A 21,692-nucleotide genomic window follows, 5' to 3' on the forward strand; every position below is an offset into this window, starting at 1 on the left:
TATATTTTCTGAATTATGCTATACTTTAGGAGATAACTTCTAAATTTAAGGGGGAAATTTAATGCGCGATAAACCTATATCTGGAAAAAATGATAATAACTATTCCATTAAATACAATAAGCGAGCTCACTCGGATTATATAAATTTTTTCAAAGAAAATAATGATGATGTTATCTTTCTAAATGGAAAATGGGGAAGCGGAAAAACTAGTTATCTTAACATTATTCTTGAGGAAAATAAAATAGACTTTAAATTTATAAAACTCAAAAAAAAGATAATAAAAACAATAGATTTATGGAGAATAACAACTAATCAAAAAACTTCAGAAATTTGCTACAGAACACTTTTTCCGATAACTGGTTTCATCACTAAATATATTTTCTTTTTAATATTCTTATTGTTTAGCGGATTGGCTGTATATTTTTCCAATATAAAGTTTCCTATCGAATCAGCTACTAGTAGTTCTTCATCTATTACTACCACTACTTATTTTTTCTTTATTTCTGGTTTTTTATCTGGAATGACTCAAATTTTAGGACAGATTGATTATGATAGTTTATTTTTAAATCTACTAAAAATTCGCACAAAGAAATACTTTTTATGGAGAAAAAGAATAATCATTATTGACGATTTTGATCGCATTACTCCTTCTAGACAGAATGAATTATACAAAATTTTCAATTTGATAACTAACAAAAAAATAAAATTTGTATTTTTGGGTGATTACAATTCTATTCAACAAAATGAAGATAGCTACTTACAAAAAATAATTGATAGAAGAATAGAATTGCCTTATGAACTATCACCTTCAAATTTTTGGTCACTCTATTTTGAAACTATTATTAGCTCTATCGAAGAAAAAAGAGAAGATGCATTAAGTACTACTGAAACTAAAAACTTAGAAACTTTAAAAAATGAAATAATTATGGAAAATAGAACCTTAAGAGAAAAAAAATTATTTGAGAAGTACGTGAATGAAATCATATATCATGAAGATCGATACGATAAAGTTAATATAGATCAACAGTTTTTAATCATCTATCTCTACTTATTTCATAATAGTCATTATAACATCTTAGTTAACAAAATCGATAAACTTTTAGATGCCTACCATCATACTGGCTTTAGATTAGCTATTCAAAATGATTCTGAAAAAAAGAATAGTGAATTAGAAAATATCAAAAATGAAGCTAGAAAATACTTTGGAGAAAATAGCACACCTACTATTCCGACTATTCTAATTCTAGATATCCTTTTGAGATACGATGATTTATACGGAAATACACAATATAAAAATTATAAATACAATGACTTTATTACCCAATTCCCAAATTATCTCATTAACTATGTTCCTGTAAATATTGCTGGAAAAGATATTAGAGATATGATTAATAGTTCCTCTACAAGAGAAAAAGTATTACAAAAAATCCAAGAAAACTCTAACTCAGACATATCTGATTATATTAGAAGAAATCAGAATCAATTAACTATTTCAGAAAAAAATAATTTATTTAAATTAGCCATGGACTTTGTTGGTCATCAAGATTATAAATATCCTGATGATGCAGATATAGATAAACAAGCAATTAGAAAAGAAGTTTGCATGATTATTAGTTTAGGCCTGCACTTAAACACTTACTTTGATTCTAGAAACAAAGATGAAGCTAGAGAATACTTGCAAAAACATTTTATCCATAAACTTGATGTTTCTGCTCAACTTCAATTCTATCAGTACTATCTCTATATAGAGCCAACAAATGTATTAGATTCCCAGAGAAAAGCTATTGTATCTGCCATACAATCTGATACTATTAATGATTTAGAATATCCAGAATTTATTTTTCACTATCTATATCTAAATAATAAAAAATTTACTGATAAGCAAGTAGAGACACTAATATTGTTATCAGACCGACAGTTCTATCACTTTATTGCTAGAAACAGCTATGATCGCGGTATTAACAGAATTGAATTACGTTCAACTATCTCAGATATGCAATTAAAAAGAATACAGACAAGATATACAGATATGGATAGCTATTACAAAGATAAATTGAATATACAATTAGTCAAGGATCACTAATTAATATTGAAAGACGTTCTTATATGGACGTCTTTTTTATATAAATGAAGTTAACTTTAAGATAATGGAGATTAAAATGGTAATAAAAATAAGAAACCCTACTCTCATTTTTCAAAAATTATCAATCAACTTAAGGAGACAAATTAAATGAATACAAAAAACACCAAAGCGATTACGCTGTTTAGTTTACTAACAGTCCTAATCGCTTTTTTTATTTCCCCTATTACTACATTCGCTGCTACGGTCAATTATGAAAAAGTTGCGAACTATATTTCTACCTGGCATGTTAAATCATTAGGTGGCTTACACTGGACTGATGAAGGTATCCATATGATCAAAGCGGACAATCAACCTGCATTTTGTATTGAACATGGAACACTTCTTACTGGTGGTTCTGGATTCACCCCATCAGAACTAACTATCGCAGAAAAAGAACGCCTTTCATTAATTGCGTATTACGGTTATCAAATAAACCCTACTATTGATAATTATGGGATTACTCAAAACTTAGTCTGGCTTGAATTTGGCGATGAATTATTAACTACAAATATTCCCAATTTTGAGAATCGGAGAAATGAGATATTAAATCAAGTCAAAAATCATAACGTCAAACCGCCTTTTAATAATCAAACAATCAATCTAAAAGTTGGTGAGTCCGTTACTTTAGAAGATAAAAACAATGTCTTATCCAAATATGTTAAGCAGCTTAGTAATTCCGCTAACCTCAAAATCGAGAAAAACAGCAATAAATTAACATTGACTGCTACCAAAGATTCTAAGGAATCTGGAACGATTAAATATGGTATTGCTGATTCCAATTCAGTGGGTCAAAGCTTTGTTTATGCTAAACCTAATGAACAAAAAGTCGCCACCTTTAAACTTTCAAATGCGGGTGAATTCAACCTGAATATCAAAGTGAAACTAAATGGAAATATCAAAGTAAAGAAAATCGATAAAGATACAGGAAAACCTTTACCAAATGCTAAATTGAAATTTGAGTACGACAATAAAACCAAAGAAGTGATAACAGATTCTAATGGACTTGCTCAAATAAATGATATTACTCAAGGGACAACCGTAACGATTAGCGAAGTGACTGCACCAAATGGTTTCTTTAATCAAGGTGAACTAAAAAAAGTGGTAGTAGAACCAAACAAAACGATTGAAGTAACTTTAGATAATAAACCTCAAAAAGGACAACTTTCCCTCATAAAAAAAGGACAAGTACCTGTAGGTCTTGAAAAGAAAGAAACTAAATATGGTGATTTATATGAATTCAAATTTGATTACAGACCTCTTGCAGGTGTAACTTACGAAATTCAAGCGACAGAAGATATCAAAGTTGGAAGCACAATTCATGCTAAAAAGGGCGATACTGTGGCTACTGTTGTAACAGGTGATGATGGAGAATTAATTGACATGCCTCTTCTCTACCTTGGGAAATACCAAGCTATTGAAAAATCTGCACCTGATGGATTCATTATTGATTCCACTCCGATTCCTTTTGAATTCACTTATCAAGGACAAACCATTGAGTTAGTCTCTGAATCCTTATCCACTACCAATGAATTTCAAAAAATAAAATTAACCCTTCACAAATCTGAAGAGATCATTAAAGAATGGAAAGGTAACCTCCCTATTCTTGATGTTCAAGAAGCAAATGATAAAGTATTTGGTTTGTACACAGATCAATCAATGGCGTTTGCTGATCAAGAAATCCCTCAAGACTCTTTAATTAATTATGGAACGGTCAAAGAAGGTCTTTTAACCCTGGATGAGCTTCAGTATCCAAAAGGTAACTATTACTTCAAAGAGCTAGATTCAGGCACTAATCACGACTTAAATCCCAATAAGTACCCTTTTAGCTTTAAAGCTGAAGACAATGATTCACTGAAAGAAATTACGATCTATGAGTCTCCTACCGAAGAAGGTTCTGATATTTCTATCTTGAACAAATTACATTTTAATGAATTCCGTATCAAGATGACTCGACAAGTATATAACTACTTCTACCCTGAACGTGAGGAGCGTAGCGCTGATCAATTCGCTCAGTTTATTGAAAAGGAAAAATATCTTTTCTAAAAGAAATTGTAGTTAGTTTGCTTTTTTGAAAAAAAGAAGCACCAGAAACATTGATAAATCAACATTTCTAGCGCTAAAATTGGCTTTACCCTACACTACCTTCCATCTCATAACTAATCAACCGATTCAACTCAACCGCATATTCCATCGGTAATTCTTTCGTAAATGGTTCAACAAAGCCCATAACAATCATTTCTGTCGCTTCGGCTTCAGACAAGCCGCGACTCATTAGATAATATAATTGTTCTTCAGAAATTTTTGAAACTTTGGCTTCGTGTTCTAAGGACACTTGGCTGTTATGGATTTCGTTAAACGGAATCGTATCTGATTTTGATTTTTCGTCCATGATAATCGTGTCGCATTCGATGTGGGAAATCGAGCCTGCGCTGTCTTTTCCAAAAGTCACTTGGCCACGGTAATTAACTTCGCCGCCGTCTTTAGCAATTGATTTTGAAACAATTGAGCTAGAAGTATTCGGCGCATTGTGAATCATTTTGGCCCCAGTATCTTGGATTTGGTTAGCACCAGCAAAGGCAATCGATAACATCGTGCCACGGGCACCTTTGCCATCTAAGTAAACGCTTGGGTATTTCATGGTTGTTTTAGCTCCTAGGTTCCCATCAATCCATTCGACAGTGGCACCTTCGTAAGCTTTAGCACGTTTGGTTACTAGGTTGTAGACGTTATCTGACCAGTTTTGAATAGTGGTATAACGACAATAAGCATCTTTTCTAGTGAAAATTTCTACGATGGCCGCATGCAAGCTGTTACTTGAATACGTGGGTGCCGTACAGCCTTCGACATAGTGAACGCTGGCCCCTTCATCGACAATAATCAAGGTCCGTTCAAATTGGCCGGTATTTTCAGCGTTGATTCGGAAATATGTTTGTAATGGTACATCAACTCGAACACCTTTTGGTACATAAATAAAGGTTCCACCTGACCAAACAGCTGAGTTTAAAGCGGCCAGTTTATTATCTGTTGGCGGCACAAGTTTTGAAAAATACTCTTTGAATAAGTCAGGATATTCTTTTAAAGCAGAGTCAGTATCTGTAAAAATGATGCCTAATTTTTCAAATTCTTCTTTCATGTTGTGGTAAACAACTTCTGATTCATATTGAGCAGAAGCCCCAGCTAGATAAGCACGCTCAGCTTCGGGAATCCCAATTTTTTCAAAGGTTTCTTTGATTTTATCAGGTACATCATCCCAATCGCGTGCGGGTTTGTCACTCGGTTTTTGGTAATATTTAATTTTACTAAAGTCAATATCTGACAGGTCTGGACCCCATTCTTGCATGGGCATTTTATTGAATTGTTCTAACGATTTTAAACGGAAGTCAAGCATCCATTCTGGTTCGCCTTTCACGCGAGAAATTTCACGAACGACGTCTTCGGTTAGGCCGTCTCCGGTACTAAAGACTGGTTCCACATCGTCGTGAAAGCCAAATTTATATTCTTCTAATTCAGGTACTGTACTCAATTCGTCGTCACCCTTTCTTTATTTTTCACAATGTAAATGACCGGCTTCCCCTTGGCCGTTATTATCAACAGCCTGCTCTAAGGCTTTCCAAGCCAAGGTTGCACATTTAATCCGAGCTGGAAATTTAGCTACGCCGCTTAACATTGCTGCATCGCCTAATTTTTCATCTTCGGCCACTTCATTTCCTTGAACAAGTTGAGAGAAATCCTCTGCTAAGGCCGTTACTTCGGCGATTGTTTTTCCCAAGACCGCATCAGTCATCATACTAGCACTGGCTGTACTGATGGAACAGCCACTTCCTTGAAAGGCGATATCTTTAATCACACCGTCTTCAATGGCCACATCCAGTTCAATCACATCTCCACAAGTAGGATTATTCAGTTCAATTGTTTGGCTAGACGCATCTAGCGTTCCGTGGTGATGTGGGTGGCTAGAATGGTCCAAAATGACTTGGCGATATAAGTTATCTAATTTAGAAAGTGCCATGCTGGAAAAACTCCTTTGTCGCTTTAATCGCTTCAACTAAGCGATCTGCGTCTTCTTTGGTATTGTATAAATAAAAACTTGCCCGTGCGGTTGCTGGCACGCTCAAATAGTTTAATAACGGTTGCGCGCAATGGTGACCCGCTCTGACAGCGACCCCTTCCATATCTAACGCCGTAGCCACATCATGTGGATGTAAACCTTCAATATTAAAAGCAATCACACCTGTGTGGTCTTTTGGATCCTGTGGACCATAAATCGTCAAGCCCTCGATAGCTTGCAACTTCGGCAAAACATAGTGAACAAGGGCTGCTTCATGTTGATGAATGGCCTCTAAACCAATTTCTGTTAAATAATCAATGGCGGCACCTAAGGCAATTGCCCCGGCAATATTAGGTGTGCCAGCTTCAAATTTCCAAGGAAGCTCTTTCCAAGTACTTTCTTGAAGATGAACAAAGTCAATCATTTCGCCACCAAATTCCACAGGTTCCATTTGTTCCAATAAATGACGTTTGCCATAAAGGACACCAATTCCAGTTGGTCCACACATTTTGTGACCACTAAATGCATAAAAATCAGCATCGATGGCTTGAACGTCCACAGGCATATGAGGAACTGCTTGCGCGCCGTCTACCACCATCACAGCGCCATTTTGATGAACTAATTGTGTTAATTCTTCGATTGGATTAATGACCCCTAACACATTTGAAACATGAGCAATCGAAACAATTTTCGTTTTTTCTGTAATTTGTTGACGTGCACTTGCCATGTCTAAAAAGCCGTCTTCAGTGACGTCTATATACTTCAAAATGGCCCCTGTACGTTGAGCTAATTGTTGCCAGGGAATAATGTTTGAATGATGTTCCATGTAAGATATGACGATTTCATCCCCGGCTGTAACTGCCAAGTCACCATAACTTTTGGCAATCCAATTCAAACTGGTTGTTGTTCCTCGTGTAAATAAAACTTCCGCTGTTTCTTTGGCATGGATAAATTGGCGAACCTTTTCGCGGGAGGCCTCATAGTCCTTCGTTGCTCGTTCGGCTAACGTGTGCACCCCACGATGAACATTGGCATTATCGGTTTCATAATAATGTCGTAAAACATCTAACACCGCCGTTGGTTTTTGGGTTGTCGCAGCATTGTCTAAATAAACTAGCGGTTCATCATTAACTTCTTGAAATAAAATAGGAAACGATTGACGAATGATTGCTGCATCCATCATGCGTTTAACTTCCCTTCAATTACTTCTACAAATTCATTTTGTACTTCTTTAACTGGAATTGCTGTAATGACAGAACCTAGGAAGCCACGAATCACCAAACGTTCCGCTTCTTCTTTACGCAAGCCGCGGCTCATTAAATAATACATTTCTTCTGGATCTACTCGACCAACGCTGGCTGCGTGTCCGGCAGTCACTTCATTTTCATCAATTAAAAGAATTGGATTGGCATCACCACGAGCTTTATCAGACAGCATTAAAACACGACTTTCTTGCTGTGCGTCGGCTCCTTTTGCTCCTTTTAAAATGTGGCCAATTCCGTTAAACGTTAAAGTACCACGTTCACGAATAACTCCATGTTGTAAAATATGACCAATCGAATGTGGCGCTTTGTTTGTCACTCGTGTGTCGATGCCTTGTGTTTGTTTACCTGCACTAATTGCAACGACTTTAACTTCTGAATGAGCGCCTTCGCCAACTAAATCAGAATCAAAATCAGCAACAACATCGCCATCATTCATGACGCCTAGAGCCCAATCAACAGAGGCATCCCGCATAATATAGCCACGACGATTCATATAAGTCGTTACAGTTTGCCCTAATTGATCCACAGCTGAGTATTTAACTTTTGCGCCATCTTTCGCAATCACTTCCACAACAATATTTCCAGAAGCTTTCTCTGCGTGATGACCAGTTGATTGAAAACGTTCTAAATAACTGAATTCACTATGATTATCTGCAACGATTAAAACATGTTTAAAGAAAGGTTGGTTGCTATCTGAATCCTGAATAAACAAAGATTCAATGGGCTCTTCAATCACTACGTTTTTAGGAACGTATAAGAAAACGCCACTATTCATGAAAGCTGCATGAGCTGCTGTCAGCTTATCTTCTTCTGGTAATACAGCTTTAGTCATATAGTATTCTTTAACTAATTCTGGGTGCTCTTGTAAAGCAGTAAAAATGTCTGTAAAAATTACCCCTTGTTCCGCTAATGAGGCTGGCAATTGCTCAAAAGCATGAAAAGATCCTTGTTGAACAATTAAAGGATTGTCTTTCATTTGATCAAAACTTGCGACATTTCCTTCAGAAGGCACATAACTTTCCATGTGAACATTTAATAAAGGCCAACGATGAAATTTCACACGATCAATATGTGGTAACTCACTTTCGTCAGCGTTTTTTAAAGCCGTTGTTCGCAATTCAGTCATCCAAGCTGGTTCTTCATGTTCTAGTGAAAAAGCGGTGACTTCGTCAAGATAATCCATTAGATTTACTTTTTTCATTTATCTTGTCCTCCTTACGCTTCTTCTTTGTAATCAATACCTAATTCTTGGCTGATACCAGCATAGCCTTCTGTTTCTAAACGTTTTGCCAAATCAGCCCCACCGGTTTTCACAACGCGGCCTTCCATCATGATATGAACAACATCTGGCGTGATATAGTTCAATAAGCGTTGATAATGGGTAATAATTAACGCACCAAAGTTCTCGCCGCGCATTTCATTAACCCCTTTAGAAACAACTTTTAACGCATCGATATCTAAGCCTGAATCAATTTCATCTAAAATGGCAAACGTTGGCTCTAACATCAATAATTGTAAAATTTCATTTCGTTTTTTCTCGCCGCCAGAAAAACCTTCGTTTAAGTAACGCTCAGCCATTTCTTCAGGCATATTTAATAATTCCATTTTGCTATCTAATTTTTTTAAGAACTGCATGACTGACATTTTGTTGTCTTCGTCACGTTTTGCATTGATTGCTGCACGCATGAATTCAGCGTTGGTAATCCCTGGAATTTCACTTGGGTATTGCATTGCTAAGAATAAGCCTAAGCGAGCGCGTTCGTCTACCTCTAAATCTAAAACGTTGACGCCGTCAAATAGAATTTCTCCTTCTGTGACTTCATAGTTGGGATTTCCCATAATTGCTGCTGATAAAGTAGATTTACCAGTTCCATTAGGTCCCATAATTGCATGGATTTCTCCAGTATTAATTGTTAAATCGACTCCTTTTAGAATCTTTTTATCTTCAATTGATACGTGTAAATTTTTGATTTCTAACACAGACATGTACAATTCCCTCCAACTTGTTTTAATCGTTTTTCCGTTCTCACTCATTTTAGCCTAATTGAGAATGAATCGCAAATTACAATTGCTAAAAATAACAACTCTTATCATCAAATTTTAGGATTCAATTTGTGAAGAAAAATTTTAAAAGGCTGATATTTCAAAGTTTCTCTATATTTTTAAGTGATCCTCCCTACACAAAGAAAAAAATTCTGGTAGAATAAAAAAATTTATTCAAGAAAGCGTTTTCTTAAATAATTACTTTAGAATGACTTTCGCAAAGAGAGCGTTGAGATACGCCTTCCTCATCTATACAAAAAAATCCAGAGCATTTGCTTCTCTGGATTCAATAATTTTTATTAGTGATTGGTTTTATACTTCTAAAAGTTCTTGTTCTTTTTCAGCAGTAATCGCATCGATATTTTTGATGCTATCATCTGTTAATTTTTGAACATCTTTTTCAAATGAACGTAATTCATCTTCAGTGATGTCGCCATTTTTTTGAGCTTTTTTCAACTCATCCATTGCATCACGACGAACGTTACGAACAGCAACTTTTGAGTTTTCCGCTTCTTTTTTCACGTCTTTGGCTAATTCTTTCCGACGTTCTTCCGTTAATTGTGGAATCACTAAACGGATGACATTTCCATCATTGGTTGGGCTAATGCCGATATCACTCATTTGAATAGCTTTTTCAATGTCAGCGATAGAATTTTTGTCAAACGGTGTAATCATTAATACACGTGCTTCTGGGATATTGATACTTGCTAATTGGTTAACTGGTGTTGGTGCACCATAATATTCTACTTGAATACGGTCTAATAGACTTGCGTTCGCACGACCAGCACGAATTTGACCTAATTCACGGCGTAAGCTTTCTTCCGCTTTTGTCATTTTTTCTTTGGCTGTTGCTAAAACTTCTTTAGACATTCTTTATTTCCCCCTTACAGTTGTTCCGATATTTTCACCAAGGATGGCACGACGGATATTTCCTGCTTCATTTAGGTTAAAGACAACTAAAGGAATATCGTTATCCATACTTAATGAGCTTGCTGTTGAATCCATTACTTGCAGCCCTTTAGAAATAACATCTAAATGTGTTAGTTCTTCAAATTTTGTCGCTGTTTCATCCACACGTGGATCTGCAGAATAAACACCATCAACATTATTCTTCGCCATTAAGATGACGTCCGCATCTACTTCTGCAGCTCGTAACGCAGCCGTTGTATCTGTCGAGAAGTAAGGATTTCCTGTTCCTCCGGCAAAAATAACAACGCGGCCTTTTTCTAAATGACGTTCTGCACGACGACGAATGTATGGTTCTGCAATTTGACGCATTTCAATTGATGTTTGAACACGTGTAGGCACACCAAGATTTTCTAATGTATCTTGCAATGCTAAGGCATTCATCACAGTAGCTAACATGCCCATATAATCTGCTTGTGCACGTTCCATGCCCATTTGAGCACCAATTTGTCCACGCCAGATGTTTCCGCCGCCAACCACGATGGCCATTTCGATACCTAATTCATGGACCTCTTTAATTTCTTGGACGATTTCTTTAATGACTGGTGGTTTAATGCCAAAACCGTCTTCTCCGGCTAGCGCTTCTCCACTTAACTTTAATACGACACGTTGATACTTAGGTTTAACCATCATAATTCCCTCCAAGATTCTCTAAAAATCATTCAATTCCTCATTTAGATGACTTTTCACCAAAATGATTTTTTAGACCAAGCAGTGCGATCCACTGGTTTTGCCTAAAAAAAGGGAGCGCATATCAAAGTTATGCGTTCCCAAATGGCTGAAAGACTGCCTTGAATCAAGCAGTAATCAATTTATGCAGCTTCCTTTGGGGATCGCTGTCTGTTTAGATACTTATGATTCACGGCTTTTCAACCGAGCGTTTGATGCTCTTAGTTTTTCATTTGGCTCATTACTTCATCCGCAAAGTTATCTTCACGTTTTTCGATACCTTCGCCAACTTCAAAACGTACGAATGATTTCACTTCGCCGCCTTTAGAAGCAACAAATTTTTCGACAGTCATATCTGGATCTTTAACAAATGGTTGGTCAACCAAAGCGATTTCTGCTTTGAATTTTTGTAGACGACCAACAACCATTTTTTCAACGATATTTGCTGGTTTACCTTCGTTTAATGCTTGTTCAGTTAACACAGCTTTTTCGTGTTCTAATTCTTCTTGAGGAATTTGAGATTCGTTGACATAGCGAGGGTTGATTGCCGCGATGTGCATAGCAACATCTTTCGCTACTTCTTCGTCAGTTGTGCCATCGATAACTGTTAATACAGCAATACGGCCACCCATGTGTAAGTAAGCGCCAAATGCAGCATTGTCAGCTTTTTCGACAACTTCAAAACGGCGGAAGCTGATTTTTTCACCGATAACAGTTGTTGCTTCGATTAAATCAGATTCGATTGTGCCTTTTTCAGTTTTAATAGCCATTGCTTCTTCCATCGTAGCTGGTTTGTTTTCAGCAACTTTAGTCGCAATGTCTTTAACTAAATCTTGGAACATTTCGTTTTTAGAAACGAAGTCAGTTTCTGAGTTTACTTCAACGATTGCTGCAACGTTACCCACAGTTGCTACGTTTGCTAAACCTTCAGCCGCAATGCGGTCATTTTTCTTCGCTGCTTTAGCCATACCATTTTCACGTAAAAAGTCTACGGCTTTTTCCATGTCGCCTTCTACTTTTACTAATGCTTTTTTAGCGTCCATCATTCCAACGCCAGTCATATCGCGTAATTCTTTTACCATTTTAGCTGTAACGTCTGCCATTATTTGTGTCCTCCTCGGATATTATCAATTCTTTTTAAAAAAGCTATCTCAAAGGAGAATCAGGCTTTTTGTCGCCTAGCCTTTGAGACAGCTCCGTAATCATTATTATTCAGCTGATTCGTTGTTTCCTTCAACAACATCAACGATTTCTTCGATTGAAGTTGCTTCTGGTGTTTCTTCAACGAATAACTCTTCAGTTGCTTGGTCTTCCCCTTGGTTACCTTCGATGAAAGCGTCAGCCATTTTAGCAGTGATTAATTTCACGGCGCGGATTGCATCATCATTTGAAGGGATTACAACATCGATCTCATCAGGATCACAGTTTGTATCAACCATTGCAACGATAGGAATGTTTAATTTGTGTGCTTCTTGAACAGCAATGCGTTCTTTACGCGGGTCAACGATGTACATTACATCTGGAATTCTTGGCATATCAGCGATACCACCTAAGAATTTTTCTAAACGTTCACGTTCTTTGTTTAAGCCAGCAACTTCTTTCTTAGGTAAAACTTCGAAAGTGCCGTCTTCTTCCATTGCATTGATTTTTTTCAAGCGAGCAATACGTTTTTGGATTGTATCCCAGTTAGTTAACGTACCACCTAACCAACGATGGTTTACATAGTATTGACCAGCGCGGATTGCTTCATCTTTGATTGCTTCTTGTGCTTGTTTTTTAGTTCCTACGAATAAAGCAACGCCGCCTTCTTCTGCAACGTTTTTCATGTAATCGTAAGCTGCATCTACTAATTTCACTGTTTTTTGTAAGTCAATGATGTAGATACCGTTTCTTTCTGTGAAGATATATTTCTTCATTTTTGGGTTCCAGCGACGAGTTTGGTGACCAAAGTGTACGCCGGCTTCTAGTAATTGTTTCATAGAAATTACTGCCATGTTGTGTTTCCTCCAGTTTGGTTTTTATTTTCCTCTTCTTTTCGTCAACTCCTTGAAGAACTACCGTAGTAGCACCACTTCGCAGATGGAAAAGAATGTGGATTTCGTGTGTGAAAATCACACCTTTAACAGTATAAGATATTTTCAGAAAAATAGCAAGCCTTAAAACTAGAAATGTCGCTCCTAATGCGCTTGCCAAACAAGATGACATTCTTCGTTTCCCGTTTCATCGATGGTTCGCTTTTGTTGGACAAAGCCTTGTTTTTGATAAAAGGCGTAAGCTGCTTGATTTTTCCTGTAAACAGCCAAAGATAAGATGTCCTGTTCTTCTTTTGCTACTTGCAGTAATTTCTGACCGATGCCCTTCCCTTGAAACGCTTTTTTTATAAAAATTCCTGCGATATAGTTATCCATTAAGCCTAAAAACCCAATTATCTGACCCTCTTCTTCTGCTAAGATCAGTGTTGCTTTTGGTAACGCAGCGCGGACAAATGCCTTATTTTCTTGCCAATAAGTTGGTGCGACAAATGGATGAGCCTCTAGATTCGTTTGCAGCCAAATAGCCATAATGGTTTCTAATTCTTTTTCTGTTAACTGGGTTGTCTTTTTGATAGTCAGCATTTTTTGACACTCGTTTCTGTTATTGATTATTTTCAAAATAAAACATTAACACGCCCGCTGCGATAGCGACATTCAATGATTCTGCTTGACCTTTCATTGGAATATAAAGATTTTTCGTGGTTTCTGCTAACAATTCTGGCGAAACCCCGCTACCTTCATTGCCTAAAATCAACGCATAATTTTCCACTGCCTCTTGTTCATAATAAGCAATCGCAGCTTCATTTAGTTCTGTACCGAAAACTGGTAGACCTTGCTTCTTGAATGCCTGAACCACTTCGGTCAATTCTCGTTGGAGAACCGGCAAATGATAGTGACTTCCCTGCATTGAGCGCAACACTTTTGTATTGTAAATATCTGCTGTGCCCTTACCTAAAATCACACCTGCTAAACCTGCTGCATCAGCTGTGCGAATCATCGTACCAACATTACCAGGGTCTTGGATATTATCTAAAAGTAACCAACCACCTTTAAAAGAAAGCGACTGCTCTTGTTGCGTTTCCAAGGTGACAATTGCCAAAATTCCTTGTGAAGTTGGCAGCTCCGACAAGCTATTTAAAACCTCATCACTTACAAAAATTAATTTTTCTGTTTCTTGTTCAGCTAACCAAGTTCTCCATTCTTGTTGACCTCTTTGGTTAAACAAAATCCACTGAACATCGGCGTTGGCCTTCACGGCTTCTTCAACTAAATGAAATCCTTCTATTATATATTGGTTCAGTTCTTCTCGGTACTTCTTTTTGTGTAATTTTTTCCATTCTTTTAATTGGTTATTTTTCGTTGATATAATTTCTTTCATAAGTCACCTCGCCTTTGTATTATAGCATGCTTCTAGCTTGCTTGGATACTTGCTAGAACCAAGAAAAATCGCTATCATAAAGAAAAAAGCAAAGGAAGTGTCTCTCATGGAAAAACTAAGAATGAATGTACAAGGGCGTGTCCAAGGTGTTGGCTTCCGCTACATGACCAAAATGGTGGCAGATCAATTAGGTGTCACTGGTTCGGTGAAGAACGAAGACGACGGGTCCGTTTCAATCACAGCAATTGCACCTGAAGACATAATGGAAACATTTATCAAAAAAATCAAAGATTCCCCCAGTCCAGCGGGACGTGTAACGTATGTTGATATTCAAGAAGACCCTTTGTTAGAAGAAACGGAACAATTTAAAGTGATTCAATAAACTTACTTTCTAACGATTGATTTCTTTGGGAAGAAGCCTTGAACAGCAAGTAGTTCCTGCTTTTTATTGATTTTTGTAAGAGCTTCTTTTCGATTTTGATTGAAAAAGAGCGCTGTTTCAAGTATAGTTAACCATGTAAAAATTTTTTAGAAAAGGACCGAATTACATGCGTAAATTAAACCGATGGCTTTACGGCTCTGGCTTACTATTTTTAGTAATGTTTTTATCAGGCTGTGTGAAAACAGGAGCAGATGGACAACCAACTGGTGAAGGTTTTGTCTATAACTTCCTTGTTTTACCGATGAGTAATGCAATTACTTATCTTGTCGATAACTTTAATTGGAACTATGGTTGGGCGATTATTTTTATCACCATTATTGTACGGATCATTATTTTACCGTTAGGCTTACATCAATCGAAAAAAAGCTTTATCCAAACGGAAAAAATGCAAGCAATCAAACCCCAAGTGGATGTTGCACAAGCAAAAATGAAACAAGCAAGTACGCGTGAAGAACAAATGGCCGCACAAGCAGAACTACAAAAGATTTATAAAGAAAACAATGTGAGTATGGTTGGCGGAATTGGTTGTTTGCCTTTATTAATTCAAATGCCTATTTTCTCTTCTCTGTTCTTTGCTGCTCGTTATACAAAAGGTATTGCCACGGCAAGCTTCTTAGGAATGAATTTAGGGCAACCAAATATGATTTTAGTGGCATTAGCTGGTTTAGCCTATTTAGCTCAAGGTTATATTTCAATGATTGGTATTCCTGAAGAACAAAAGAAAACAATGAAATCAATGCTGATTGTTTCACCATTAATGATTGTTTTCATGTCCTTTAGCTCACCTGCAGGCGTAGCGCTTTACTGGGTAGTTGGTGGTATTTTCACATGTATTCAATCTGCCATCACAAATATCCTCTTACGTCCAAGAATTAAAAAACAAGTACAAGAAGAATTGAAAAATAACCCACCAAAACAAGTGGTTACTCCTATTAAGGATGTGACACCAAAAGAAACAAACAAAGTAACACAAAAAACGAACCAACCAAAAGCAAACGGCAATAAAGGTCGCAATGCTGGAAAACAAAAACGTAAATAAAAAAAGGATCGCCTCTAAACGGCGATCCTTTTTTTACTTCAATTCTTTCCCAGTCATCTCTTCAATAGTTCGAATAGACTTTGGACCAAAGCCATGCAACGAAAGTAACGCTTTTCGGCCTCGTGCGTAGAGTTCATCCACACTGTCGATTTTTTCATTCGTTAGCGCACGAACAGCTGGCTTTGATAATTGTGTTAAAATTTGTTCAAACGTTGTTTCTAGCATGCTGTCGGTTCCTCCTTAGCGGTCGAAAAACAGCGCTTTTTATTTTACAATTAATAAATCTAAGCTAGCAATTGATAACGCCATTTTAGCAATTTGCATTAATTGTTTTAATCGGTTTTGTTTGACTTTTTCATCCTCAACCATAACCATCGTTTCATTGAAGTACGCATCAATTAACGGACGTAGATTTACTAGTGCTTCATAGTTTTCTGCAATCGTGCGTGTAGCAAAAGCTTCAGATAAATCGTTAACTGCTTGATACAGTTCTTTTTCTGCCTTATTTTCAAACAGACTTGGATCAATCCCTTCTTCAGTATCACCTAAAAGTTCTTGACCTTTTTTCGCTAAATTAATAACACGCGTTAAGGCTTCCATTGATGGTTTAAAATCTTGATCTTCAAAACGGCTTTTTAAAATATTCGCTGAAGCAAATAATTTCGATAAATCGGCTTGCTCAGCAGACACCACTGCATCGATAATGTCATGGCGAACATTTTTCGTCATTAATAATTGACGTAAGCGAGCTTTCACAAATTCAACGACTTCTGCTTGTCCTTCGTTTAGTAAAACGCCATATTTCTCAACATCTTGATTCACTGCTTCATCAACTTCTGTTTGTAATTGAACTAATGGGAAGGTCCAGCCTTTATCTTCAATAATTCGGATAACGCCATAGGTTTGACGACGAAGTGCATAAGGATCGTTAGAACCTGTTGGAATCATACCAACTGAGAAGAATGAAAAGACGCTGTCAAGCTTATCGGCTAAGGCCAAAACAGCCCCGATTGCTGTTTCTGGCAATTCACCTTCACTGGAAGTTGGTAAATAATGTTCTCGAATCGCCGTTGCTACGGCTGGTTTTTCGCCTTGTAATAAGGCATATTTTTCTCCCATAATTCCTTGTAATTCTGGGAATTCACCAACCATATTTGTTACTAAGTCAAATTTATAAATTTCAGAGGCACGTTTTAAATCTTCCAATTCCTCCTCAGATAAGCCAACTTTTCGACCAATGATTTGTGCAATTAAAGCAACCCGTTGCATTTTTTCATAAATTGAGCCAATCTTTTCATGGAAAGTCACATTTTTTAGTTTTTCAACACATGCTTCAATCGTTAATTTTTTATCTTCATTGTAAAAGAATTCTGCATCTTCTAAACGAGCAATTAACACTTTTTCATTTCCTTTAATCACGTTTTCAAGGTGAACATTATCCCCATTGCGAACAGCGATAAAATGCGGCATTAATAAGCCTTGGTCGTTACGAACTTCAAAGTAACGTTGGTGTTCTTTCATAGAAGTCACTAATACTTCATCTGGAACAGATAAATATTTTTCATCAAAACTGCCTACAAATGCAGTTGGATATTCCACTAAATTCGTAACTTCTTCCAATAACTCTTCATCTAAAGCTAACTGCCAATTTTTTTCTGCAGCGAGAGCGTTCGCTTGATCAACAATCATTTGTTTCCGTTCATTCGGTTGAACCACTACAAATTGTTCTTTTAATTTTGCTTCATATTCATTAGCATGTTGGAACGTCACATCGTCTCCCAAGAAACGGTGGCCACGAGAAGTTTGCCCTGTCGTCACGTCTAACACGTTGAAAGGAATTACTTCATCATCAAGTAGTGCCACAATCCAATGAATTGGACGAATATATTCGAAATCATAGTTTGCCCAGTGCATTGTTACCGGGAAAGTTAGACTTGTAATCACGTCATTTAATTTTGTTAATACTTCTTTGGCACTTTGGCCTTTGGTAAACTTCGTCACATAGACATATTCGACACCATTTAATTCTTTGAAAACAATGTCCTCAGTTGTAACTCCTTGGCCGCGTACAAAACCTTGTGCAGCTTTTGACCAATTTCCTTCAGCATCTAAAGCAATTTTTTTCGCTGGACCTTTTACTTCTTCTTCAACATCCGCTTGTTTTTCAGGAATCGCAGTTACTTTCACGGCTAAGCGACGAGGTGTGGCAAAGGATTGCACTGTTTCATAGTCTAAATGATGTTCATCTAAAAATTTGATTACTTTTTCTTCAAGTTGGATACGGCTTGGTGTGACAACATGTGCGGGCATTTCTTCTAAGCCAATTTCTAATAATAAATCTTTTGCCATGTTATTCTGCCTCCTTGGATACACTTTGATCTTTATTTAATAATGGGAACCCTAATTTTTCACGTTCAGCCACAAAAATTTTCGCTACGGAACGAGCCATATTCCGAATGCGGGCTAAATATCCTGCACGTTCCGTTACAGAGACAGCGCCGCGAGCATCCAATAAATTGAATGTATGGCTACATTTTAAAATATAATCATAGGCTGGGTGAACTAAGCTTTCTTCAATACAGCGTTTAGCTTCTTTTTCAAATTTGTCAAAGTTTTCTAAAAGCATTTCTTGGTTACTAATTTCAAAGGAATATTTTGAATGTTCATATTCAGGTTGCACAAAAATTTCACCATATTTAACGCCTTGTGTCCATTCTAAATCATAGACACTTTCGACTTCTTGGATATATGATGCCAAGCGTTCTAACCCGTAAGTAATTTCAGAAGTGACAGGATGACATTGTAAGCCGCCGACTTGTTGGAAATACGTAAATTGGGTAATTTCCATGCCATCTAACCAAACTTCCCAACCTAAACCAGCACAACCCATTGAGGGATTTTCCCAGTTATCTTCTACAAAACGAATGTCATGTTCTAATGGATCAATTCCTAATAATTTCAAACTTTCTAGATAAAGTTCTTGGATATTTTCAGGAGAAGGCTTCATTACAACTTGGAATTGATGATGTTGGTATAGACGGTTTGGATTTTCACCATAGCGTCCATCAGCTGGACGACGAGAAGGTTCTACGTAGGCAGCATTCCATGGTTCAGGTCCAATGGCACGTAAAAACGTGTAAGGACTCATGGTGCCGGCTCCCTTTTCTGTATCATAGGCTTGCATTAACATACAGCCATTAGATGACCAAAATTTTTGCAAGGTTAAAATCATTTCTTGTACGGTTAACTTGTTTTTCATTGTTTTCCTCCTTGGAATATTTTTTATAGACATAGGGATTGGCTTTGCTTCGGGAATGTAAATTTAAAAAGGGCTACAGAGAAACAATTTTGTAGAATGGGATAATTTTTATGCTGTTCATCATCTACTCTGTCGCCTTTGCGCCAATTGAGCTTTTTTGAATAAACGTTACTATTTTTTCTTTTGGTGTTAACTGTTTGCTTTTTTTATTCGGTTACAACGTTCCCTTTGGTCACCTTGTGCTGTTCATCATCTACTCCATGTTTTTGGCTAAGCAGTTTGTTTTAACATAGAGGAGACAACGTTCCCTTTGGTCACCTTGTACTGTTCATCATCTACTCTGTCGCATTTGCGCCAATCGTAGTGATTCACAGCAAAAAGTCCCCATGCCTATTAATAGACATAGGGACGAATAATTATCGCGGTTCCACCCTACTTCCGATGTGTTCATCGGCAGCTTCGTTTGTCGTACTCCAAAGTGCCTTTCAAAAGTTCCGTGTTTCTGGCTCCCACTCTCCCAGATTCGCTTAACAGAGGGTTCTTTTTACTTCTCTTTTTCTTCGTACGTATTTAACTTCTCTATCATAATACGGTGTCTGAGGGAAGTTGTCAAATTTTTTTTAGAAAAACGTCTGCTTGTTTATGTTTCTTTTTCTTCCTTCTTTCGTGGCGGAATTTTTAACGTATTTTCCCACGTTTTCATTTGATCAATAAATTTTTTACTTTTTAAGTGCAAACCAACATATTCATCGTATAACATATCAATCGTTTCTCGAATACTCTTCTTAGTTTCTTCTTTTACTTGAATGTTTTGGACTTTTTCATAGGAGACTTGCGAAAATAAGCGAATAAAATGAATTGCTCTAGGATCTGCATGGTAGCGCTGTTCATCTAAATGCCAATGTTTTTCACAAAGCACACCGCTATACTTTGAGGAATAATCAAATTTCCCTTGTGTTTCGCCACAAGCCACACAATGATGCCATTCTGGTCGTACACCAAACCGTTCTAACAATTGAATTTCAAAAATATTTGTAATGATTTCCGGATCTTTTTGCTCATTTAAAGCGGATAATGCCATGTGGGTAAATTGAAATAAGTTCGGATCATAGTGCTGATCTTCAATTGCTGCATCGACTAAGTTTAAAATATATGTTCCATATGCGTTAATAAATATGTCTTGTTGAATGTTTCGAAAAGGTTGAACTTCTTTGCTGCTATTGAGAAAAGATAAGCCTTCTTCTCTAAAGTTTCCGATGTAGACGGCTTCTGTAAATGGCAGAATCGCTGGCAAAAGAGGATTATTTTTTCGATGCGCACCTTTCACAAAAAACATCAATTTTCCATAGGATTCTGTAAAAATTTTGACGAGTTTATCCTTCTCTTTAAAATCCTTCGTAAATAAAATAATGCCTTTGGTCTCCCCTAATGCCATTCAATTCACTTCCATTTCTTATGTAAATTAGTGTAGTGTTTGGAAAGTTCGTTTATACACTCGCTTCCCAAACACTACTTTCTTAATATTCTTCTTTGCGATAACCAAAATCTTGTAAATAGATTTTTTTGTCACGCCAGTCTTTTTGGACTTTTACCCACAGCTCCAAATACACTTTGTCATCTAATAAATATTCAATATCTTGACGCGCCTTGGTACCAATTTGTTTCAGCATTTTTCCGCCTTTGCCAATAATGATACCTTTTTGACTGTCCCGTTCCACAATAATGGTTGCTTGGACATGGACTTTATCGTTTTCATCCCGTTTCATTGAGTCCACAACAACAGCGACAGAATGAGGAATCTCATCTCTTGTTAAAAGTAACACTTTTTCACGAATTAATTCGGAAACGATAAAATATTCTGGATGATCCGTAATTTGGTCATCAGGGAAATACTGTGGTCCTTCTGGCATTTGCTCAACGAGAACATCCATTAAATGCTCAAAATTATTTCCTTCCGTGGCAGAAATGGGAATAATTTCTTTAAAGTCCATTTGTTTCGAATAGTCTTCAATAATACTCAATAAATCATCTGGATGGACTTTGTCAATTTTATTAATAATCAAGTAGACTGGACTATTATTATTTTTCAATCGTTCAATAATAAAGTCGTCACCTTTCCCGCGTTTTTGATCAGCACTTACCATAAATAAAGTAGCATCTACTTCACGCATCGCATTGTAGGCACTTTCCACCATGAAATCGCCTAAGCGGTGTTTAGGTTTGTGAATCCCTGGAGTATCGATAAAAACAATTTGTGCTTCAGGAATTGTATAAATTCCTTGAATCTTATTACGAGTTGTTTGTGCTTTGTCACTCATAATTGCAATTTTTTGGCCGACAATTCGATTTAACAATGTTGATTTTCCAACATTTGGTCTGCCGACAATGGCTACGAAACCAGATTTATGTTCAGTTGTCATTGTATTTC

At 36.8% G+C, this 21,692-nt stretch carries 20 protein-coding genes; 4 read left to right on the top strand and 16 right to left on the bottom strand.

Annotated elements, in window-relative coordinates; genetic code table 11:
* Positions 1–61 precede the first annotated feature (61 nt).
* Both IGL32_RS09055 and IGL32_RS09060 read left to right on the top strand, forming a co-directional pair.
* Positions 62–2,083: a P-loop NTPase fold protein gene (locus tag IGL32_RS09055; protein WP_167591355.1), complete on the top strand. Its 2,022-nt coding sequence runs from the start codon at positions 62–64 to the stop codon at positions 2,081–2,083.
* A gap of 147 nt (positions 2,084–2,230) precedes the next feature.
* Positions 2,231–4,165, top strand: coding sequence for a SpaA isopeptide-forming pilin-related protein (locus tag IGL32_RS09060; RefSeq protein ID WP_197080444.1), 1,935 nt, complete (start codon positions 2,231–2,233; stop codon positions 4,163–4,165).
* Between the two features lie 85 nt (positions 4,166–4,250).
* Here the strand turns inward: IGL32_RS09060 and sufB are convergent, their stop codons facing one another.
* The 11 genes from sufB to IGL32_RS09115 all read right to left on the bottom strand — a co-directional run bounded on the left by sufB (position 4,251) and on the right by IGL32_RS09115 (position 14,524).
* Complete coding sequence (gene sufB, locus IGL32_RS09065) at positions 4,251–5,645, bottom strand: Fe-S cluster assembly protein SufB (protein WP_002356769.1); 1,395 nt, start codon at positions 5,643–5,645, stop codon at positions 4,251–4,253.
* A gap of 18 nt (positions 5,646–5,663) precedes the next feature.
* Positions 5,664–6,131 carry a Fe-S cluster assembly sulfur transfer protein SufU gene (gene sufU, locus IGL32_RS09070; RefSeq protein ID WP_156210125.1) on the bottom strand — a complete coding sequence of 156 codons (468 nt, stop codon included), beginning with the start codon at positions 6,129–6,131 and terminating at the stop codon, positions 5,664–5,666.
* The gene (locus IGL32_RS09075) at positions 6,118–7,353 is read right to left on the bottom strand and encodes a cysteine desulfurase (protein ID WP_156210124.1); all 1,236 of its coding nucleotides are present in this window, start codon (positions 7,351–7,353) and stop codon (positions 6,118–6,120) included. The genes sufU and IGL32_RS09075 overlap by 14 nt, the downstream gene beginning before the upstream one ends.
* Positions 7,350–8,636: a Fe-S cluster assembly protein SufD gene (gene sufD, locus IGL32_RS09080; RefSeq protein ID WP_002368983.1), complete on the bottom strand. Its 1,287-nt coding sequence runs from the start codon at positions 8,634–8,636 to the stop codon at positions 7,350–7,352. The genes IGL32_RS09075 and sufD overlap by 4 nt, the downstream gene beginning before the upstream one ends.
* Positions 8,637–8,650: 14 nt before the next feature.
* Positions 8,651–9,421, bottom strand: a complete 771-nt coding sequence (gene sufC / locus IGL32_RS09085; RefSeq protein ID WP_002356763.1) for a Fe-S cluster assembly ATPase SufC — start codon at positions 9,419–9,421, stop codon at positions 8,651–8,653.
* A 369-nt stretch (positions 9,422–9,790) separates the two neighbouring features.
* Complete coding sequence (gene frr / locus IGL32_RS09090) at positions 9,791–10,348, bottom strand: ribosome recycling factor (RefSeq protein ID WP_002356762.1); 558 nt, start codon at positions 10,346–10,348, stop codon at positions 9,791–9,793.
* A 3-nt stretch (positions 10,349–10,351) separates the two neighbouring features.
* Entirely contained in the window at positions 10,352–11,074 is a 723-nt protein-coding gene (gene pyrH, locus IGL32_RS09095; RefSeq protein ID WP_002356761.1) for a UMP kinase, read from the bottom strand.
* Positions 11,075–11,334: 260 nt separating this feature from the next.
* The gene (gene tsf, locus IGL32_RS09100) at positions 11,335–12,216 is read right to left on the bottom strand and encodes a translation elongation factor Ts (RefSeq protein WP_002356760.1); all 882 of its coding nucleotides are present in this window, start codon (positions 12,214–12,216) and stop codon (positions 11,335–11,337) included.
* A gap of 105 nt (positions 12,217–12,321) precedes the next feature.
* Complete coding sequence (rpsB, locus tag IGL32_RS09105) at positions 12,322–13,107, bottom strand: 30S ribosomal protein S2 (RefSeq protein WP_002356759.1); 786 nt, start codon at positions 13,105–13,107, stop codon at positions 12,322–12,324.
* Between the two features lie 183 nt (positions 13,108–13,290).
* Entirely contained in the window at positions 13,291–13,728 is a 438-nt protein-coding gene (locus IGL32_RS09110) for a GNAT family N-acetyltransferase (RefSeq protein WP_002379667.1), read from the bottom strand.
* 19 nt (positions 13,729–13,747) lie between these two features.
* Positions 13,748–14,524 (bottom strand): TrmH family RNA methyltransferase, encoded by a 777-nt coding sequence (locus IGL32_RS09115; protein WP_002367051.1) that lies wholly within the window; start codon positions 14,522–14,524, stop codon positions 13,748–13,750.
* A 106-nt stretch (positions 14,525–14,630) separates the two neighbouring features.
* On the opposite strand from IGL32_RS09115, the gene IGL32_RS09120 reads away from it, so the two are divergent.
* Both IGL32_RS09120 and yidC read left to right on the top strand, forming a co-directional pair.
* Positions 14,631–14,906, top strand: coding sequence for an acylphosphatase (locus IGL32_RS09120; protein WP_002356756.1), 276 nt, complete (start codon positions 14,631–14,633; stop codon positions 14,904–14,906).
* A gap of 166 nt (positions 14,907–15,072) precedes the next feature.
* Positions 15,073–16,005: a membrane protein insertase YidC gene (gene yidC, locus IGL32_RS09125; RefSeq protein ID WP_002356755.1), complete on the top strand. Its 933-nt coding sequence runs from the start codon at positions 15,073–15,075 to the stop codon at positions 16,003–16,005.
* A 33-nt stretch (positions 16,006–16,038) separates the two neighbouring features.
* Here the strand turns inward: yidC and IGL32_RS09130 are convergent, their stop codons facing one another.
* From IGL32_RS09130 to era, 5 genes are all read right to left on the bottom strand, one after another.
* A complete protein-coding gene (locus tag IGL32_RS09130; RefSeq protein ID WP_002356753.1) occupies positions 16,039–16,230 on the bottom strand; it encodes a DNA-directed RNA polymerase subunit alpha C-terminal domain-containing protein in 192 nt (63 codons plus the stop codon).
* Between the two features lie 39 nt (positions 16,231–16,269).
* Positions 16,270–18,354 carry a glycine--tRNA ligase subunit beta gene (glyS, locus tag IGL32_RS09135; protein ID WP_002362185.1) on the bottom strand — a complete coding sequence of 695 codons (2,085 nt, stop codon included), beginning with the start codon at positions 18,352–18,354 and terminating at the stop codon, positions 16,270–16,272.
* 1 nt (position 18,355) lies between these two features.
* The gene (gene glyQ / locus IGL32_RS09140; protein ID WP_002379669.1) at positions 18,356–19,264 is read right to left on the bottom strand and encodes a glycine--tRNA ligase subunit alpha; all 909 of its coding nucleotides are present in this window, start codon (positions 19,262–19,264) and stop codon (positions 18,356–18,358) included.
* 640 nt (positions 19,265–19,904) lie between these two features.
* Positions 19,905–20,699 carry a DNA repair protein RecO gene (recO, locus tag IGL32_RS09145; protein WP_002374343.1) on the bottom strand — a complete coding sequence of 265 codons (795 nt, stop codon included), beginning with the start codon at positions 20,697–20,699 and terminating at the stop codon, positions 19,905–19,907.
* Positions 20,700–20,781: 82 nt separating this feature from the next.
* A complete protein-coding gene (era, locus tag IGL32_RS09150) occupies positions 20,782–21,684 on the bottom strand; it encodes a GTPase Era (RefSeq protein WP_002359745.1) in 903 nt (300 codons plus the stop codon).
* Positions 21,685–21,692: the final 8 nt, after the last annotated feature.

Source organism: Enterococcus sp. AZ035, from assembly GCF_050548325.1.
Classification (GTDB): Bacteria; Bacillota; Bacilli; order Lactobacillales; family Enterococcaceae; genus Enterococcus; species Enterococcus faecalis.

Excerpts from the sequence above, each read along its gene's own strand:
- IGL32_RS09110 (WP_002379667.1), bottom strand. The coding sequence starts at position 13,728 with ATGCTGACTATCAAAAAGACAACCCAGTTAACAGAAAAAGAATTAGAA.
- era (WP_002359745.1), bottom strand. The coding sequence starts at position 21,684 with ATGACAACTGAACATAAATCTGGTTTCGTAGCCATTGTCGGCAGACCA.
- IGL32_RS09115 (WP_002367051.1), bottom strand. The coding sequence starts at position 14,524 with ATGAAAGAAATTATATCAACGAAAAATAACCAATTAAAAGAATGGAAA.
- sufC (WP_002356763.1), bottom strand. The coding sequence starts at position 9,421 with ATGTCTGTGTTAGAAATCAAAAATTTACACGTATCAATTGAAGATAAA.
- glyS (WP_002362185.1), bottom strand. The coding sequence starts at position 18,354 with ATGGCAAAAGATTTATTATTAGAAATTGGCTTAGAAGAAATGCCCGCA.
- IGL32_RS09120 (WP_002356756.1), top strand. The coding sequence starts at position 14,631 with ATGGAAAAACTAAGAATGAATGTACAAGGGCGTGTCCAAGGTGTTGGC.
- IGL32_RS09060 (WP_197080444.1), top strand. The coding sequence starts at position 2,231 with ATGAATACAAAAAACACCAAAGCGATTACGCTGTTTAGTTTACTAACA.
- yidC (WP_002356755.1), top strand. The coding sequence starts at position 15,073 with ATGCGTAAATTAAACCGATGGCTTTACGGCTCTGGCTTACTATTTTTA.
- frr (WP_002356762.1), bottom strand. The coding sequence starts at position 10,348 with ATGTCTAAAGAAGTTTTAGCAACAGCCAAAGAAAAAATGACAAAAGCG.
- sufU (WP_156210125.1), bottom strand. The coding sequence starts at position 6,131 with ATGGCACTTTCTAAATTAGATAACTTATATCGCCAAGTCATTTTGGAC.
- glyQ (WP_002379669.1), bottom strand. The coding sequence starts at position 19,264 with ATGAAAAACAAGTTAACCGTACAAGAAATGATTTTAACCTTGCAAAAA.
- recO (WP_002374343.1), bottom strand. The coding sequence starts at position 20,699 with ATGGCATTAGGGGAGACCAAAGGCATTATTTTATTTACGAAGGATTTT.
- sufD (WP_002368983.1), bottom strand. The coding sequence starts at position 8,636 with ATGAAAAAAGTAAATCTAATGGATTATCTTGACGAAGTCACCGCTTTT.
- IGL32_RS09055 (WP_167591355.1), top strand. The coding sequence starts at position 62 with ATGCGCGATAAACCTATATCTGGAAAAAATGATAATAACTATTCCATT.
- tsf (WP_002356760.1), bottom strand. The coding sequence starts at position 12,216 with ATGGCAGACGTTACAGCTAAAATGGTAAAAGAATTACGCGATATGACT.
- IGL32_RS09075 (WP_156210124.1), bottom strand. The coding sequence starts at position 7,353 with ATGATGGATGCAGCAATCATTCGTCAATCGTTTCCTATTTTATTTCAA.
- IGL32_RS09130 (WP_002356753.1), bottom strand. The coding sequence starts at position 16,230 with ATGCTAGAAACAACGTTTGAACAAATTTTAACACAATTATCAAAGCCA.
- pyrH (WP_002356761.1), bottom strand. The coding sequence starts at position 11,074 with ATGGTTAAACCTAAGTATCAACGTGTCGTATTAAAGTTAAGTGGAGAA.
- rpsB (WP_002356759.1), bottom strand. The coding sequence starts at position 13,107 with ATGGCAGTAATTTCTATGAAACAATTACTAGAAGCCGGCGTACACTTT.